The following is a 15,687-nucleotide window of genomic DNA, read 5'->3' as shown; positions in this document are numbered from 1 at the left end:
CTACCTCTACTTATAAAGTGCTGGGTGAGCAGGATTAACGGAGATATACACATGTACGCAGTAATTGTTACCGGTGGCAAACAGTACAAAGTCACCGAAGGCGAATTCCTCAAGGTCGAAAAGCTCGAAGTCGCTACCGGCGAAAGCGTGACTTTTGACCGCGTTCTGCTGGTTGCCAATGGCGACAGCGTGAACATCGGTGCCCCGGTCGTTGAAGGCGCTAAAGTCGTGGCTGAAGTGGTCTCCCAAGGCCGTCACGACAAAGTGACCATCATCAAGTTCCGCCGTCGCAAGCACCACATGAAGCGTCAGGGCCACCGTCAGTGGTTCACTGAGATCAAAATTACCGGTATCCAGGCCTGATTCGATTCGGCCTCGTTCCTTATTTGGAGTATTGACTCATGGCACACAAGAAAGCTGGCGGTTCTACCCGCAACGGTCGCGACTCAGAATCTAAACGCCTTGGCGTGAAGATGTACGGCGGCCAGGTTATCAAGGCAGGCAACATCATCGTGCGTCAGCGCGGCACCCAGTTCCACGCCGGTTACGGTGTTGGCATGGGTAAAGATCACACCCTATTCGCGAAAATCGAAGGCGTGATCAAGTTTGAAGTGAAGGGCGCCTTCGGTCGCCGTTACGTGAGCGTCGTCGCGGCCTAATCGCGATGTTGCTGGAAAAGCCCTGTCTCGCGACGGGGCTTTTTTGTTTCTGAGTGGTGAGGCTTTTGCAAAATGACTTCGCTTAATTTTGCAAAGGCCTTATGTTTCTTGAGTCATCTAGCCCGCTGATGCGGCGGGAGGCAAAGCGATGAAATTCGTCGATGAAGTATCGATTTTTGTAAAAGCCGGTGACGGTGGCAATGGCTGCATGAGTTTCCGTCGGGAGAAGTTCATCGAAAAAGGTGGGCCGAACGGCGGCGACGGCGGCGACGGCGGTTCCGTGTACATGGAGGCCGACGAAAACCTCAACACCCTGGTGGACTACCGCTATACCCGTCGCTTCGATGCGCAGCGTGGTTCCAATGGCGGCAGTACCGACTGCACCGGGCGCAAGGGTGAGGAGCTGGTGCTGCGGGTGCCGGTGGGGACCACGGTCATCGACGCCGGGACCCAGGAAATCATCGGTGACCTGACCAAGGCAGGCCAGCGCCTGCTGGTGGCGCAGGGGGGCTGGCATGGTCTGGGTAATACCCGCTTCAAGTCCAGCACCAACCGTGCGCCGCGCCAAACCACGCTGGGTAAACCGGGTGAGTCGCGCGATCTCAAGTTGGAGCTGAAGGTGCTGGCGGACGTCGGTCTGCTCGGTCTGCCCAATGCCGGCAAGAGCACCTTGATTCGTGCGGTGTCGGCGGCCAAGCCGAAGGTTGCGGATTACCCCTTCACCACGCTGGTGCCGAACCTCGGGGTGGTCAGTACCGAGCGCCATAAGAGCTTCGTGATTGCCGATATTCCTGGCTTGATCGAGGGGGCGGCGGAAGGCGCCGGCCTGGGCATTCGTTTCCTCAAGCACCTGGCGCGTACGCGTTTGTTGCTGCACCTGGTGGACATGGCGCCGCTGGATCTGAGTGATCCGGCCGAGGCGGCGGAAACCATCGTCAATGAGCTGGCCAAGTTCAGCCCGGCGCTGGTGGAGCGTGATCGCTGGCTGGTACTGAACAAGGTCGACCAGGTGCTGGACGAGGATGAGCGCAATCAGCGCATGCAGGCGGTGGTCGAGCGTCTCGACTGGCAGGGGCCGGTCTACGTGGTTTCTGCTCTGGAGCGCGAGGGTACCGAGCGTCTGTGTCAGGACATCATGCGTTACCTGGATGAACGCGCCGAGCGCCTGGCTGAGGATCTGCAGTATGCGGAGGAGCAGCTTGAGCTGAACCAGCGCATCGAAGACGAAGCGCGTGCGCGTCTGCAGGCGCTGGACGATCAGCGTGCGCTGCGGCGTGCGGGTGTGAAGAGTGTTGATGACCTCAGCGATGACGACTTCGACGATGACGATGATGACGACGGCGAAGGCGCTGAAATCTTCTACGTGCGTTGAGCCGGGGCGCTGTTTCTCAAAGATCGCAAGGCGGTGCTGACGAGCGCCGTTAAGGTTGGCTGGAGATGCGGGACAAGGTGACTGGCGCGCAGCGCTGGGTGGTGAAGATCGGTAGCGCACTGCTGACGGCCGATGGGCGTGGGCTGGATCGCGCGGCGATGGCGGTGTGGGTCGAGCAGATGGTCGCCCTGCGCGAGGCGGGCGTTGAATTGGTGCTGGTGTCTTCCGGGGCCGTGGCGGCAGGCATGAGTCGCTTGGGCTGGCCGGCGCGGCCCAGTGCCATCCATGAGTTGCAGGCGGCGGCGGCGGTGGGGCAGATGGGCTTGGTGCAGGCCTGGGAGTCCAGTTTCGCCCAGCATGGCCGGCACACTGCGCAGGTTCTTCTGACCCATGACGATCTGTCCGACCGCAAGCGCTATTTGAATGCGCGCAGTACCTTGCGCACGTTGGTGGATCTGGGGGTCATTCCGGTCATCAACGAGAACGATACGGTGGTCACCGATGAGATCCGCTTCGGTGATAACGACACCCTGGCGGCGCTGGTGGCCAACTTGGTGGAGGCCGATCTCTTGGTCATCCTCACCGATCGCGACGGCATGTTCGATGCCGACCCGCGCCACAATCCCGGGGCCCAGCTGATTTCCGAGGCGCGTGCCGATGATCCGGCGCTCGATGCGGTGGCCGGCGGTACCGGCGGCGCGTTGGGTCGCGGTGGTATGCAGACCAAGTTGCGTGCGGCGCGTCTGGCGGCCCGGTCGGGGGCGCACACCATCATTGTCGGTGGGGGTATTGAGCGGGTGTTGGCGCGTCTCAAGTCTGGTGAGCGCCTGGGGACTCTGTTAGCGCCCGAGCGGGGTCTGCTGGCGGCGCGTAAGCAGTGGTTGGCTGGGCATCTGCAGACGCGCGGGGTGCTGACGCTGGATGCGGGTGCCGTGAGTGCACTGGTGGGTGGTGGCAAGAGCTTGCTGCCGGTCGGGGTCAAGGCGGTGCAGGGTAGTTTTCGTCGCGGCGAGATGGTGTTGTGCGTCGCGCCGGATGGGCGCGAGGTGGCGCGCGGCTTGGCCAACTACAGTGCGGCCGAGGCGCAGAAAATCCTCGGTCAGTCCTCGGATGTCATCGAGAAGCTGCTGGGTTACGTCGATGAGCCGGAATTGGTGCATCGCGATAATTTGATTCTGGTCTGACTGGCTGATTGCCAGGGAGAAATGATGCGCGCGGCTAAGGGATTGGGCGGGTTATTGCTGGCGCTGCCCCTGTGGGTGGGAGCTGAAGAGATCGGTCAGGTTTCCACGGTGTTCAAATGGGTGGGGCCGAACGACAGGATCGTTGTCGAGGCTTTCGATGATCCCAAGGTTGACGGCGTCACCTGCTATCTGTCGCGAGCCAAAACGGGTGGGGTCAAGGGTGGCCTGGGGCTGGCCGAGGATCGGGCTGAGGCGTCGATTGCCTGTCGCCAGGTTGGGCCGATCCGCTTTGCCGCCGAACTGAAGGATGGCGAAGAGGTATTTAAGGAGCGCACCTCGCTGGTGTTCAAGACCATGCAAGTGGTGCGTTTCTTCGATCGCAAGCGCAATACGCTGGTCTATCTGGTTTACAGCGACCGGGTCATCGAGGGCAGTCCGCAGAATGCGGTGACTGCGATCCCGATTCTGCCCTGGCCGGCTAGGCCTTGAGTTCTTCTAACTTATCGCAGGCAATAAAAAACCGGCCAAAGGCCGGTTTTTTATGCAAGCTCGTCGCTTAGGCGGCAGCAGCTTCGCCGAGTGCCTTGATATGGGCATTCAGACGGCTCTTGTGACGAGCGGCTTTGTTCTTGTGGATGATGCCTTTGTCGGCCATGCGGTCGATTACAGGCACAGCCAGGGTGTAAGCACTCTTGGCCAGATCGAAGTCTTTGGCGTCGAGCGCCTTGACTACGTTCTTGATGTAGGTGCGGACCATGGAGCGCAGGCTGGCGTTGTGGCTACGACGCTTCTCAGCCTGTTTGGCGCGTTTTTTGGCAGAAGGTGTATTGGCCACCGTCGAGCTCCTCGAAAAACTTATGGGATTGCCGAACAAATTAAGGCCGCGAATGATGCCGAGGTGTTCGGTTCTTGTCAAGGGAGTTGGGCTGGTCTGATGAGCGGTCGATGGCGTGCTTTATTTGTGTTCGCGCTCTACACTCGGCGGCCGTGCTGCAAGCCTGCGGTGCTGCGCCCATCCTTTCGATACCCGAATCTAGCCCTATGAATTTGCTCAAGTCGCTGGCGGCAGTCAGCTCCATGACGATGCTTTCCCGTGTGCTGGGTTTCGTGCGCGACACCATCGTCGCGCGCATCTTCGGTGCTGGCTTGGCGACTGACGCCTTCTTTGTCGCCTTCAAGTTGCCCAATCTGCTGCGCCGGATTTTCGCCGAGGGGGCTTTTTCTCAGGCGTTCGTGCCGATTCTGGCGGAATACAAGAGTCAGCAGGGCGAGGAGGCGACGCGGACCTTCATCGCCTATGTCTCCGGGCTGCTGACCCTGGTGCTGGCGCTGGTGACGCTACTGGGCATCCTCGCTGCGCCCTGGGTGATCTGGGTGACGGCGCCAGGTTTTGCCGAGTCGCCGGAAAAGTTCGCGCTGACCACCTCGCTACTGCGTGTGACCTTTCCCTACATCCTGCTGATCTCCCTGGCTTCGCTGGCGGGGGCGATTCTCAACACCTGGAACCGCTTCACGGTGCCGGCTTTCGTGCCGACCCTGTTGAACGTCAGCATGATCGCCTTTGCCTTGTTCCTCACGCCGTATTTCGAGCCGCCAGTGATGGCGCTGGGTTGGGCGGTGCTGGTCGGGGGTTTGTTGCAGCTGCTGTATCAGCTGCCGCATCTGCGCAAGATCGGCATGCTGGTGCTGCCGCGCCTGAATCTGCGCGATACGGGGGTCTGGCGCGTGCTGAAGCAGATGGGGCCGGCGATCCTGGGGGTTTCCGTCAGCCAAATTTCGCTGATCATCAACACAATCTTCGCTTCCTTCCTCGCCGCCGGCTCGGTGTCGTGGATGTATTACGCCGACCGCCTGATGGAGCTGCCTTCCGGGGTGTTGGGTGTGGCGCTGGGGACGATTCTGCTGCCGTCATTGGCGAAGACCTATGCCAATGCCGATCGTCACGAGTATTCGCGCCTGCTGGATTGGGGGCTGCGCTTGTGCTTCTTGCTGGTGCTGCCCTGCATGCTGGCCTTGGCGTTGCTGGCCGAGCCGCTGACCGTGGCGTTGTTTCAGTACGGTAAATTCACCGCCGTGGATGCGCTGATGACCCAGCGGGCGCTGATCGCCTACGCGGTGGGCTTGCTCGGGATCATTCTGGTCAAGGTCCTGGCGCCGGGTTTCTATGCCCAGCAGAACATTCGCACCCCGGTGCGGATCGCGATTTTCGTCCTCATCCTTACTCAGTTGATGAACCTGGCCTTTGTTGTTCCGCTCAAGCACGCGGGGCTGGCGCTGGCGATCAGTCTGGGCGCCTGCCTGAATGCCGGCCTGCTGTATTGGCAGTTGCGCAAGCAGAAGCTGTTCGAGCCGCAGCCCGGTTGGCTGCGCTTCTTGCTCAAGCTGGTTGCTGCGGTGCTGGTGATGTGCGCCGTGCTATATGGCCTCATGCAGGTGATGCCGGCTTGGGCATTGGGCGGCATGGCGGAGCGCTTGCTGCGCCTGGCTGTGCTGGTCGCCGCCGGTGTCGTGGCCTATTTCGGCGTACTGGCGTTGCTCGGCTTTCGCCTGCGGGACTTTTCGCGCAAGGCGATCTCCTGAGCGGACGGGCGGCCACAGTCCGATAACGGCATGGTGTTGCCCGGCGCGGCGGACGCTGGCGCCTGTTGTCGAGCGTCGGGTGCGGGTATAATCGGCCACTTTGTGAGCAAGAAGCGCGTTATGCAGCTGGTTCGAGGCCTTCACAACCTGCGGCCCCAGCATCGGGGCTGTGTCGCCACTATCGGCAATTTCGACGGGGTGCACCGTGGCCATCAGGCCATTCTGGCGCGCCTGCGCGAGCGTGCGGCTGAGCTCGGGGTGCCGAGTTGCGTGGTGATTTTCGAGCCGCAGCCGCGCGAGTTCTTTGCCCCGGGCAGCGCGCCGGCGCGGGTCACGCGCTTGCGCGACAAGCTCGAGCTGCTGGCGGGCGAGGGCATCGATCGCGTGTTGTGCCTGAGCTTCAACCGTCGCCTGCGCGAGCTGAGCGCCGCCGAGTTCGTCCACGCCGTGCTGGTCGAAGGGCTGGGTGTGCGCCATCTGGAAGTGGGCGACGATTTCCGTTTCGGTTGCGATCGCGCCGGCGACTTCGAATTCCTGCGCCGGGTCGGGCCCGCCGAGGGCTTCACCGTCGAAGCGGCGGCGACCATCGAAGTGGCGGGCGAGCGGGTCAGCAGTACGCGGGTGCGCGAAGCCCTGGCCGCAGCGGATTTTGCCTTGGCCGAACTGTTGTTGGGGCGGCCGTTTCAGATCGGCGGACGCATCCTGCATGGCCAGAAACTGGCCCGTCAGCTGGGCACGCCGACCGCCAATGTGCAGCTCAAGCGCCGCCGCGTGCCGCTGAGCGGGGTGTTCGTGGTCAGTGCCGAGATCGATGGTCGACGCTGGCCGGGGGTCGCCAATATCGGCGTGCGCCCGACCGTGGCCGGCGATGGCCGCGCCCATCTGGAGGTGCACCTCCTGGATTTTGCCGGCGATATCTATGGCCGGCGTTTGACGGTGGCCTTCCACCACAAGCTGCGTGATGAGCAGCGTTTCGCCTCCCTGGAGGCGCTGAAGTCGGCGATCGATGCGGATGTCGCCGCCGCCCGTGCCTTCTGGCAGGGCCAACCGCTTAAGTGAAGAGCCTGAGATGACCGATTACAAAGCCACGCTAAACCTCCCGGATACCGCCTTCCCGATGAAGGCCGGCCTGCCGCAGCGCGAACCGCAAACTCTGCAGCGCTGGGACAGCATTGGCCTGTACCAGAAGCTCCGGGAGATTGGCGCCGGGCGGCCGAAGTTCGTGCTGCACGATGGCCCGCCGTATGCCAACGGCAGCATTCACATCGGTCATGCGGTCAACAAGATCCTCAAGGACATCATCGTCCGCTCGAAAACCCTGGCCGGCTACGATGCGCCCTATGTGCCGGGTTGGGACTGCCACGGTCTGCCGATCGAGCACAAGGTCGAGGTCACCCATGGCAAGAACCTGCCGGCGGACAAGACCCGCGAACTGTGCCGCGCCTACGCCAGCGAGCAGATCGAAGGGCAGAAGGCCGACTTCATCCGCCTCGGCGTGCTCGGCGAGTGGGACAGCCCGTACCAAACCATGGCGTTTGCCAACGAGGCCGGGGAAATCCGCGCCCTGGCCGAGATGGTCAAGCAGGGCTTCGTGTTCAAGGGCCTGAAGCCGGTGAACTGGTGCTTCGATTGCGGTTCGGCGCTGGCCGAGGCCGAGGTCGAGTACGCCGACAAGAAATCAGATGCCGTCGACGTCGGCTTCACCGTCGCCGACGATGCCAAGCTGGCCGCCGCCTTCGGCTTGGCGAGCCTGGCCAAGCCGGCGCAGATCGTGATCTGGACCACCACGCCCTGGACCATCCCGGCCAACCAGGCGCTCAACGTCCATCCTGAGTTCACCTACGCGCTGGTGGATGTCGGCGACAAGCTGCTGCTGCTCGCCGAGGAACTGGTGGAAAGCTGCCTGCAACGCTACGGCCTGCAAGGCGACGTGGTCGCCACTGCGGCTGGCGCGGCGCTGGAGCACATCAATTTCCGCCACCCGCTTTACGAGCGCCTGTCGCCGGTGTACCTGGCCGACTACGTCGAGCTGGGCGCCGGCACCGGCATCGTCCACTCGGCGCCGGCCTACGGCGAGGACGACTTCCGTACCTGCAAGCAGTACGGCATGAGCAACGACGACATCCTCAGCCCGGTGCAGAGCAATGGCGTGTACGTCGAGTCGCTGCCGTTCTTCGGCGGTCAGTTCATCTGGAAGGCCAATCCGGCCATCGTCGCCAAGCTCGATGAAGTTGGCGCGCTGCTCAAGCACGCCAGCATCAGCCACAGCTACATGCACTGCTGGCGGCACAAGACGCCGCTGATCTACCGCGCCACCGCGCAGTGGTTCGTCGGCATGGACAAGCAGCCGGCTGCCGGCGGCACGCTGCGCGAGCGCGCCCTGGCCGCAATCGAGCAGACCCAGTTCGTCCCGGCTTGGGGCCAGGCACGGCTGCACGGCATGATCGCCGGCCGCCCGGACTGGTGCATCTCGCGGCAGCGCAACTGGGGCGTGCCGATCCCGTTCTTCCTGCACAAGGAAAGCGGCGAACTGCACCCGCGCACCCTTGAGCTGATGGAGGAAGTGGCCCAACGGGTCGAGCGTGAGGGCATCGAGGCCTGGTTCAAGCTCGACACCGCCGAAATGCTGGGTGAGGAAGCGGCGCAATACGACAAGATCAGCGACACCCTGGATGTCTGGTTCGACTCCGGCACCACCCACTGGCACGTGCTGCGCGGTTCGCACAATCTGGGGCACGCCAGCGGCCCGCGCGCCGACCTGTATCTGGAAGGCTCCGACCAGCACCGCGGCTGGTTCCACTCCTCGCTGCTGACCGGCTGCGCGATCGACGATCACGCGCCGTACCGCGAGTTGCTGACCCACGGCTTCACCGTCGACGAGAACGGCCGCAAGATGTCCAAGTCGCTGGGCAACGTCATCGCCCCGCAGCAGGTGACCGACAGCCTGGGCGCCGACATCCTGCGCCTGTGGGTCTCCGCCACCGACTACTCCGGCGAGATGGCCGTTTCCCAGACCATCCTGCAGCGCAGTGCCGACGCCTATCGGCGCATCCGCAACACCGCGCGCTTCCTGCTCGCCAACCTCAACGGTTTCGATCCGGCCAAGGATCTGCTGGCCGCCGAGGACATGCTGGCGCTGGATCGCTGGGCGGTCGACCGCACCCTGTTGTTGCAGCGCGAAGTTGAAGAGGCTTATCGCGAGTACCGTTTCTGGAACGTCTACTCCAAGGTGCACAATTTCTGCGTGCAGGAACTCGGCGGCTTCTACCTCGACATCATCAAGGATCGCCAATACACCACCGCGGCCGACAGCGTCGCGCGGCGTTCCTGCCAGACCGCGCTGTTCCACATCGCCGAGGCGCTGGTGCGCTGGGTGGCGCCGATCCTGGCGTTCACCGCCGACGAGCTGTGGCAGTACCTGCCGGGCGAGCGCAACGAATCGGTGCTGCTGAACACCTGGTACGAGGGGCTCAGCGAGCTGCCGCAAGGCATCCAGCTGGACCGTCCGTTCTGGGAGCAAGTGATGGCGGTCAAGACTGCGGTCAACAAGGAGCTGGAAAACCAGCGCGCCGCCAAACTCATCGGCGGCAATCTGCAGGCGGAAGTCACCCTGTTCGCCGAGGAGCAACTGGCCGGCCAGCTGAGCAAGCTGGGTGACGAACTGCGCTTCGTGCTGATCACCTCTACGGCCACCCTCGCGCCTCTGAGCGCGGCGCCGGCCGAGGCGGTGGAGACCGAGGTGAGCGGGCTCAAGCTCAAGGTGGTCAAGTCCGGCCACACCAAGTGTGGGCGTTGCTGGCATCACCGTGCGGATGTGGGGGTGAACCCGGAGCATCCGGAGATCTGCGGTCGTTGCGTCGACAACATCGGCGGTGCCGGCGAGGTGCGTCACTATGCTTGAGACGAGTCGCTTCGGCCGACTGGCCTGGCTGTGGCTGAGCGTCCTGGTGTTCGCCCTGGATCAGGCCAGCAAACTGTACTTTGAAGGGGCGCTGAGCCTGTACCAGCAGATCGTGGTGATTCCCGACTACTTCAGCTGGACCCTGGCCTATAACACCGGCGCGGCCTTCAGCTTCCTGGCCGACAGCTCGGGCTGGCAGCGCTGGCTGTTCGCCCTGATCGCCATAGTGGTCAGCGGTGTGCTGGTGGTCTGGCTCAAGCGTCTGAAGGCGGACGAAACCTGGCTGGCCATCGCCCTGGCGTTGGTGCTCGGCGGCGCCTTGGGCAACCTGTTCGACCGCATCGCCTATGGCCATGTGATCGATTTCATCCTGGTGCACTGGCACAACCAATACCGCTTCCCGGCCTTCAACCTGGCCGACAGCGCCATCACCGTCGGCGCCGTGATGCTGGCGCTGGACATGTTCAAAACCAAGAAGTCCGGAGAACCCGCCCATGACTGAGTTGCGCATCGGCCCGGACAAGGAAGTCACCCTGCATTTCGCCCTCTGCCTGGAATCGGGCGACGTGGTGGACAGTACCTTTGACAAGCAGCCCGCCACCTTCAAGGTCGGCGACGGCAACTTGTTGCCGGGTTTTGAGGTTGCCCTGTTTGGCCTCAAGGCCGGCGACAAGCGCACCCTGCGGGTCGAACCGGAGAATGCGTTCGGCCAGCCCAACCCGCAGAACGTCCAAGTCATGCCGCGCGCGCAGTTCCAGGATATGGAGCTGGCGGAAGGCTTGCTGGTGATCTTCAACGATGCGGCGAATGCCGAGCTGCCGGGGGTGGTCAAGGCGTTCGACGACGCCCGGGTCACCATCGACTTCAACCACCCGCTGGCCGGCAAGACGCTGAGTTTCGAGGTGGAGATCATCGAGGTCAAAGCGGCCTGATCCTGATATCCCCTCTCCCTCCGGGAGGGGGCTAGGGCTCCGCTTCCGTGATTCAGCGTAAACTCTTTCCATCCGCACCTCGCGCGCCGAGATCCACAGCATGCAAATCAAACTCGCCAACCCCCGCGGCTTCTGCGCCGGCGTCGACCGCGCCATCGAGATCGTCAACCGCGCCCTCGAGGTCTTCGGCCCGCCGATCTACGTGCGTCATGAAGTGGTGCACAACAAGTTCGTGGTCGAGGACCTGCGTGCCCGCGGGGCGATCTTCGTCGAAGAGCTGGATCAGGTGCCGGACAACGTCATCGTCATCTTCAGTGCCCACGGCGTTTCTCAGGCCGTGCGTCAGGAGGCCGAGCGCCGCGGGCTCAAGGTGTTCGACGCGACCTGCCCGCTGGTGACCAAGGTGCACATGGAAGTCGCGCGCTACAGCCGTGATGGCCGCGAGTGCATCCTCATCGGCCACCAGGGTCATCCGGAAGTCGAAGGCACCATGGGCCAGTACGACGCCCGCAATGGTGGGGCGATCTACCTGGTCGAGGATGAAGAAGATGTCGCCCGTCTCGAGGTGAGCAACCCGGAGGCGCTGGCCTTCGTCACCCAGACCACCCTGTCGATGGACGACACCAGCCGGGTGATCGACGCCCTGCGCGCCAAGTTCCCCAGCATCGGTGGGCCGCGCAAGGACGACATCTGCTACGCCACCCAGAACCGCCAGGACGCGGTCAAGCAACTCGCCGCCGAGTGCGACGTGCTGCTGGTGGTCGGCAGCCCCAACAGCTCCAACTCCAACCGCCTGCGTGAACTGGCCGAGCGCATGGGCACCCCGGCCTACCTGATCGACGGCGCCGAAGATCTCAAGCGCGAGTGGTTCGACGGCGTTAGCGGCATCGGCATCACCGCCGGTGCCTCGGCGCCCGAGGTGCTGGTGCGCGGCGTCGTCAGCCAATTGCAAGCCTGGGGCGCGACAGGCGAGAGCGAACTGGCCGGCCGCCCGGAGAACGTCACCTTCTCCATGCCCAAGGAATTGCGCGTCCAGCAGCTCTGAGCATGCAGAACGCCCCAGGAGTCGGTCGGCCCGGGCGGCGGATCCGTTCGGAGCGCAGCGACAACCCGCCAGCATCCAGGTCGCTGTGATGGGTATCGCTGCGCTCAGCCTACGCGGCCCGCACCATCCTACGGATCACTGCTCAATCAGCGCGGTCGCCGCTTTGTAGGATGGTTGAGCGCAGCGATACCCATCAGCCAGTTCCGCAGCCTCCGGGTTTATTGGTTTGTCGCAGATCGTCGTGATGGGTATCGCTATGCTCAGCCTACGCGGCCCGCACCATCCTACGGAGTGGTGGCCGCAGCGGCTTTGTAGGATGAGGTTGAGCGCAGCGATACCCATCGGCGGCCTCGCGGATCACCGCTCAGAGGTTGATCTGCATGCAGCCTGAGACGCTCCGCGTCCAGGCAGAGCGTCCTGGCAGGGGTTGTCACGCAGCGTGGGAACCATTGATGCCTTCGACGCTGATGCGCGCCGCCTGCGCTCGCATGCTCCTTCAACAATAATCCGGTTCATCCCTGGCCCGTCTCAGTCTGCCGCTGGGGCTCAGTACCAGCCGCCTCACGGCCTGTTTGCCCGACGTGTGACAAAGCGTCAGCGTACCCGCCTGAAAGGCACCACCCAGCAGCTTGGCATTGCCGAGCGGGGTGTAGCGGATATAGCGCCTGACCGGCGAATTGCCCTTGGCGATCACACCCTTGGGTAGGGGCTGTTCCTGCCTGAGCAAAGGTTCGCCTTCATCCAGTTGACCGTTGTTGTTCAAGTCGACGAATACCCGCCAGCCACTGGCCCAATCGCCATCGGCGTTGTCGACCAGCACCGGCTGCCGCCGTTTGATCGATTCGCTGCGGGCCAGGGTCAGGTTCGTCGCCAGCGTATTGCTGGCGCTGACCAGTTGCTGGTTGCCCATGAACTGCTGAGCGCCCGGCACGCCGACAGTCACCAGCAGCGTGAGGATGCCGAGCGAGGTGAGCAGTTCGACAAGGGTGAAACCGTAAGCGTGACGGTACATGGCGTCCGTGCCTCTTGGTCGGGTTACCCTGCCATCCTGGTAGGGCGTGTGCCGGTCGTCTCCGTCCCGGCTCCGGTGGTCGCGCCGCCTGGGGTATTTCTTCGGCTGGCCTATAAGCTCTAGCCGGGAAACCGCTTTTTGCAAGGCAAGAGCGCAAGAAGAGGGCAAGAAAAGCTGCTAGATTCGCCGGCGTCGATGGATATGGCCGTCCGTGAGTGAAAAGCGCCAACTGTCGAAACTCCGCACTGGTTAGCGGTATTCCAGTGCAATGATTCGTACCTTACCGGGGCATGGGTAGGGCGTGTGAATAAAACCGAGCGCGAGAGGGAACATGGTGAAGCGAACTGAGCAGCGGGGGTTTAGCCTGATCGAGTTGATGATCGTGATCGGGATCATCGGTATTCTGGCGGCGATTGCCTACCCGAACTATCAGGAATACATCATCAAGAGCAACCGCGCCGCGGCGCAGGCACAGATGATGGATATTGCCAACCGTCAGCAGCAGTTCTTACTAGTAAACCGCACCTATGCCACTACTGAGGGGCAACTCAATTATGCGCTGCCTAGCGACCTGACGGGAAAATACACGGTGACCGTTGCCGCGAACAACGCTGCTGCGCCACCTACCTTCACTATCACGTTCACGGCGGCGGGGACGCAGCTCAGCGATGGCCCTCTGACGCTCAACAGTCAAGGGGTCAAGACCCCTACTGCGAAGTGGTGATTATGTCCATGTCTCCTATTACCGCCAGCCAGCGCGGCGTCACCCTGATCGAGGTGCTGGTCACCGTGATTATTCTTTCCATCGGTCTGCTGGGCATGGCGGGGCTGCAGTCTCGGTTGCAGCAGTCTGAAATGGAGGCGTACCAGCGGTCTCAGGCGTTGATTCTGCTGAATGACATGGCCAATCGCATTGCCAGCAACCGTAGCAATGCCGCCGTCTACGTTACAGGCGCGACCAGTCCACTTGGTGCCGGCATGACCTGCCCCGATAACACGGGTAGTCGCGCGCAAAGAGATGCCAGTGAGTGGTGCGCTGCCCTGCAGGGGGCTGCTGAAACTTCCGGTGGAAGCAGTGTGGGCGCCATGGTCGGAGGTCGTGGCTGTGTGGAGTCCCTTGTAAGTAATCAGTATCTAGTTACTGTGGCGTGGCAGGGCTTGACCCCGATATCTGCGCCGCCTGCTGGCGCTGCCTGTGGTGCGAACAGTTATGGTTCCGCCGGGTCGACCTGTGCCAATGATGTTTGTCGTCGTGTCGTCACTACCATCGTGCGGGTGGCCACACTATGAAAACCTCATTACTCAAGGTACAGAACAAGGTGACTAGCCCCTTTAGGCAGAGCCCGCAATCCGGGTTTAGCCTCATAGAATTGATGGTGGCCATGGTCATCAGCTTGCTGATCATGGGCGCGATACTCACGCTCTTTCTGGATGTCACCCGCACCAACGACGAAATGGCCAAGACCAATATCCAGATCGAGAATGGTCGCTTCGCTATTCAGTTGCTACAGAGCGATCTTGCCCATGCAGGCTTCTGGAATGGCTATATCCCTAAGTTCGATGACCTTGCGGAGAACGGGATCCCAGACGATGCCCCGACTGCAGTTCCCAATCCATGTTTGGCTTACGGCTCTTGGAATCCGGCCCACAGAACCAATCTCTTGGGGATTCCGGTTCAGGCTTATGAGCAGGATGGAATTCCTACTGAGTGTGAGGGGCTGGTATCCAGCCCAAAATCCGAGACTGACGTTCTGATAGTACGTCACGTCGGTACCTGTGTGCCTGGAGTCGCGGGATGTGAGGCGGACACTCTCGGCAAGCTGTATTTCCAAGCTTCGCTCTGTGAGGACGATTTGAGTACCTATGTCCTCGATACCAGTGGTTTTATTCTTCATCCGAGAACAACTAACCCCTCGGGTTTGGCAAGTTGTGCTGATCCGTTGTCGACGCTTTCTGCGCCCAAGCGAAAGTTTGCCTCCAGTATTTATTACATTCGCGATTTCTCCTCCACCCCAGGCGACGGCACTCCCACCCTCATGCGCTCCCAGTTTGATCTGAAGAGTGGAGTGCTGGAACATCAGCCTGCCGAGGCTTTGATTGAGGGCATCGAAGGTTTTCGCGTCGAGCTGGGGGTCGATAATCTTAGCGAGACCGGCGCGGCGGTAAATTACGCTGCCGCGATCAACTGGAATGATCCGGGCGCTAGAAAAATACCAACCAATCGGGGGGATGGAAGCCCAGATGGCGACTTTACCCGCTGCACCACCGCTAGCCCCTGTGATGAGGGCGATCTGGCCAATGTCACAGTGGTCAAAGTTTATTTCTTGGTGCGCAGCCTTGTAGCCACTCCGGGTTATACCGATAGCAAAACCTATAATCTAGGCACGACTACGCTTGGCCCCTTCGGTGACAATTTCAAGCGACACGTTTTTTCCACTACGGTGCGCTTGGTCAATATCTCTGGAAGAAGGGAGACGCCATGAGGAATTTCTTATTTCCGAAGGCTCAGTGCGGAGCAACGCTCATTGTTGGTCTGATCATGCTCTTGCTTTTAACCCTGACGATTGGCGGTGCGTTTACGCTAAGCGGCACTAACCTCAAGTCAGTGGGCAATATGCAGATGCGTGACGAGGCAATAGCCGCAGCCAATATCGCTACCGAACAGGTGTTGAGTTCGCCTTTCACCAACGCGCCAAGTGCGGAGTCAATTAACGTAGACATTAATAATGACGGTGTTGCGGATTATGTGGTCGCAATCGCCACTCCTGAGTGTATCAGTGAGTCGGAAATTCCGGCTGTTGTGGTAGGCAAGGAAAGTGGGATCCGGGCTGGTGTGGTGACGCCAGACTCGCAGTGGAGCACCGTGTGGGCGCTCAACGCCCAAGTAAACGATCCCGCCAGCGGTGCAATGGCCAGCGTGCGTTCAGGTGTACGCGTATTGCTCACGCAAACACAAAAGAACAGTGTGTGTCCCTAGCCGGACGCGTTGTTAGGAGACCACT

17 protein-coding genes are annotated in these 15,687 nt (G+C 61.8%); 15 read left to right on the top strand and 2 right to left on the bottom strand.

Translation table 11 applies throughout. The annotated features are described in order from the left end of the window. Nucleotides 1-51: 51 nt before the first annotated feature. From rplU to D3880_RS19085, 5 genes are all read left to right on the top strand, one after another. On the top strand, nt 52-363 hold the full coding sequence (gene rplU / locus D3880_RS19105) for a 50S ribosomal protein L21 (RefSeq protein ID WP_119894996.1): 312 nt from the start codon (nt 52-54) through the stop codon (nt 361-363). Between the two features lie 38 nt (nt 364-401). Next, nucleotides 402-659, top strand: a complete 258-nt coding sequence (rpmA, locus tag D3880_RS19100) for a 50S ribosomal protein L27 (RefSeq protein WP_119894995.1) — start codon at nt 402-404, stop codon at nt 657-659. Nucleotides 660-807: 148 nt separating this feature from the next. Further along, the gene (cgtA, locus tag D3880_RS19095; protein WP_119894994.1) at nt 808-2,031 is read left to right on the top strand and encodes an Obg family GTPase CgtA; all 1,224 of its coding nucleotides are present in this window, start codon (nt 808-810) and stop codon (nt 2,029-2,031) included. A 65-nt stretch (nt 2,032-2,096) separates the two neighbouring features. Further along, nucleotides 2,097-3,215 (top strand): glutamate 5-kinase, encoded by a 1,119-nt coding sequence (gene proB, locus D3880_RS19090; RefSeq protein ID WP_119894993.1) that lies wholly within the window; start codon nt 2,097-2,099, stop codon nt 3,213-3,215. 24 nt (nt 3,216-3,239) lie between these two features. After that, the gene (locus D3880_RS19085) at nt 3,240-3,704 is read left to right on the top strand and encodes a CreA family protein (protein WP_119894992.1); all 465 of its coding nucleotides are present in this window, start codon (nt 3,240-3,242) and stop codon (nt 3,702-3,704) included. A 67-nt stretch (nt 3,705-3,771) separates the two neighbouring features. Here the strand turns inward: D3880_RS19085 and rpsT are convergent, their stop codons facing one another. Further along, nucleotides 3,772-4,050, bottom strand: a complete 279-nt coding sequence (gene rpsT, locus D3880_RS19080) for a 30S ribosomal protein S20 (protein WP_119894991.1) — start codon at nt 4,048-4,050, stop codon at nt 3,772-3,774. A gap of 206 nt (nt 4,051-4,256) precedes the next feature. Here rpsT and murJ point away from each other — a divergent pair, with 206 nt between their 5' ends. From murJ to ispH, 6 genes are all read left to right on the top strand, one after another. Then, nucleotides 4,257-5,795 (top strand): murein biosynthesis integral membrane protein MurJ, encoded by a 1,539-nt coding sequence (gene murJ, locus D3880_RS19075; RefSeq protein ID WP_119894990.1) that lies wholly within the window; start codon nt 4,257-4,259, stop codon nt 5,793-5,795. A 120-nt stretch (nt 5,796-5,915) separates the two neighbouring features. Continuing rightward, nucleotides 5,916-6,854, top strand: coding sequence for a bifunctional riboflavin kinase/FAD synthetase (gene ribF, locus D3880_RS19070; RefSeq protein WP_119894989.1), 939 nt, complete (start codon nt 5,916-5,918; stop codon nt 6,852-6,854). Between the two features lie 10 nt (nt 6,855-6,864). Continuing rightward, nucleotides 6,865-9,696: an isoleucine--tRNA ligase gene (gene ileS / locus D3880_RS19065; protein WP_119894988.1), complete on the top strand. Its 2,832-nt coding sequence runs from the start codon at nt 6,865-6,867 to the stop codon at nt 9,694-9,696. Next, nucleotides 9,689-10,198 (top strand): signal peptidase II, encoded by a 510-nt coding sequence (gene lspA / locus D3880_RS19060; protein WP_119894987.1) that lies wholly within the window; start codon nt 9,689-9,691, stop codon nt 10,196-10,198. Before ileS ends, lspA begins: the two co-directional genes overlap by 8 nt. Then, a complete protein-coding gene (locus tag D3880_RS19055) occupies nt 10,191-10,628 on the top strand; it encodes an FKBP-type peptidyl-prolyl cis-trans isomerase (RefSeq protein WP_119894986.1) in 438 nt (145 codons plus the stop codon). The genes lspA and D3880_RS19055 overlap by 8 nt, the downstream gene beginning before the upstream one ends. A gap of 100 nt (nt 10,629-10,728) precedes the next feature. Further along, nucleotides 10,729-11,673, top strand: a complete 945-nt coding sequence (ispH, locus tag D3880_RS19050) for a 4-hydroxy-3-methylbut-2-enyl diphosphate reductase (RefSeq protein WP_119894985.1) — start codon at nt 10,729-10,731, stop codon at nt 11,671-11,673. 496 nt (nt 11,674-12,169) lie between these two features. On the opposite strand, the gene D3880_RS19045 is transcribed toward ispH, so the two are convergent. Then, on the bottom strand, nt 12,170-12,685 hold the full coding sequence (locus D3880_RS19045) for a GspH/FimT family pseudopilin (protein ID WP_119895788.1): 516 nt from the start codon (nt 12,683-12,685) through the stop codon (nt 12,170-12,172). 331 nt (nt 12,686-13,016) lie between these two features. Here D3880_RS19045 and D3880_RS19040 point away from each other — a divergent pair, with 331 nt between their 5' ends. The 4 genes from D3880_RS19040 to D3880_RS19025 are packed head-to-tail and all read left to right on the top strand — an operon-like array spanning nt 13,017 to nt 15,662. Then, complete coding sequence (locus tag D3880_RS19040; RefSeq protein WP_119894984.1) at nt 13,017-13,409, top strand: type IV pilin protein; 393 nt, start codon at nt 13,017-13,019, stop codon at nt 13,407-13,409. 8 nt (nt 13,410-13,417) lie between these two features. After that, nucleotides 13,418-13,975 (top strand): type IV pilus modification protein PilV, encoded by a 558-nt coding sequence (pilV, locus tag D3880_RS19035; protein ID WP_119895787.1) that lies wholly within the window; start codon nt 13,418-13,420, stop codon nt 13,973-13,975. Further along, nucleotides 13,972-15,168, top strand: coding sequence for a PilW family protein (locus D3880_RS19030; RefSeq protein ID WP_119894983.1), 1,197 nt, complete (start codon nt 13,972-13,974; stop codon nt 15,166-15,168). Before pilV ends, D3880_RS19030 begins: the two co-directional genes overlap by 4 nt. After that, nucleotides 15,165-15,662, top strand: a complete 498-nt coding sequence (locus tag D3880_RS19025; protein ID WP_119894982.1) for a hypothetical protein — start codon at nt 15,165-15,167, stop codon at nt 15,660-15,662. The genes D3880_RS19030 and D3880_RS19025 overlap by 4 nt, the downstream gene beginning before the upstream one ends. Nucleotides 15,663-15,687 lie beyond the last annotated feature (25 nt).

This window comes from Pseudomonas cavernae (genome assembly GCF_003595175.1).
GTDB lineage: Bacteria > Pseudomonadota > Gammaproteobacteria > Pseudomonadales > Pseudomonadaceae > Aquipseudomonas > Aquipseudomonas cavernae.
The sequence above is the reverse complement of the archived record's forward strand: the minus strand, read 5'-3'. Positions and strand labels throughout refer to the sequence as shown.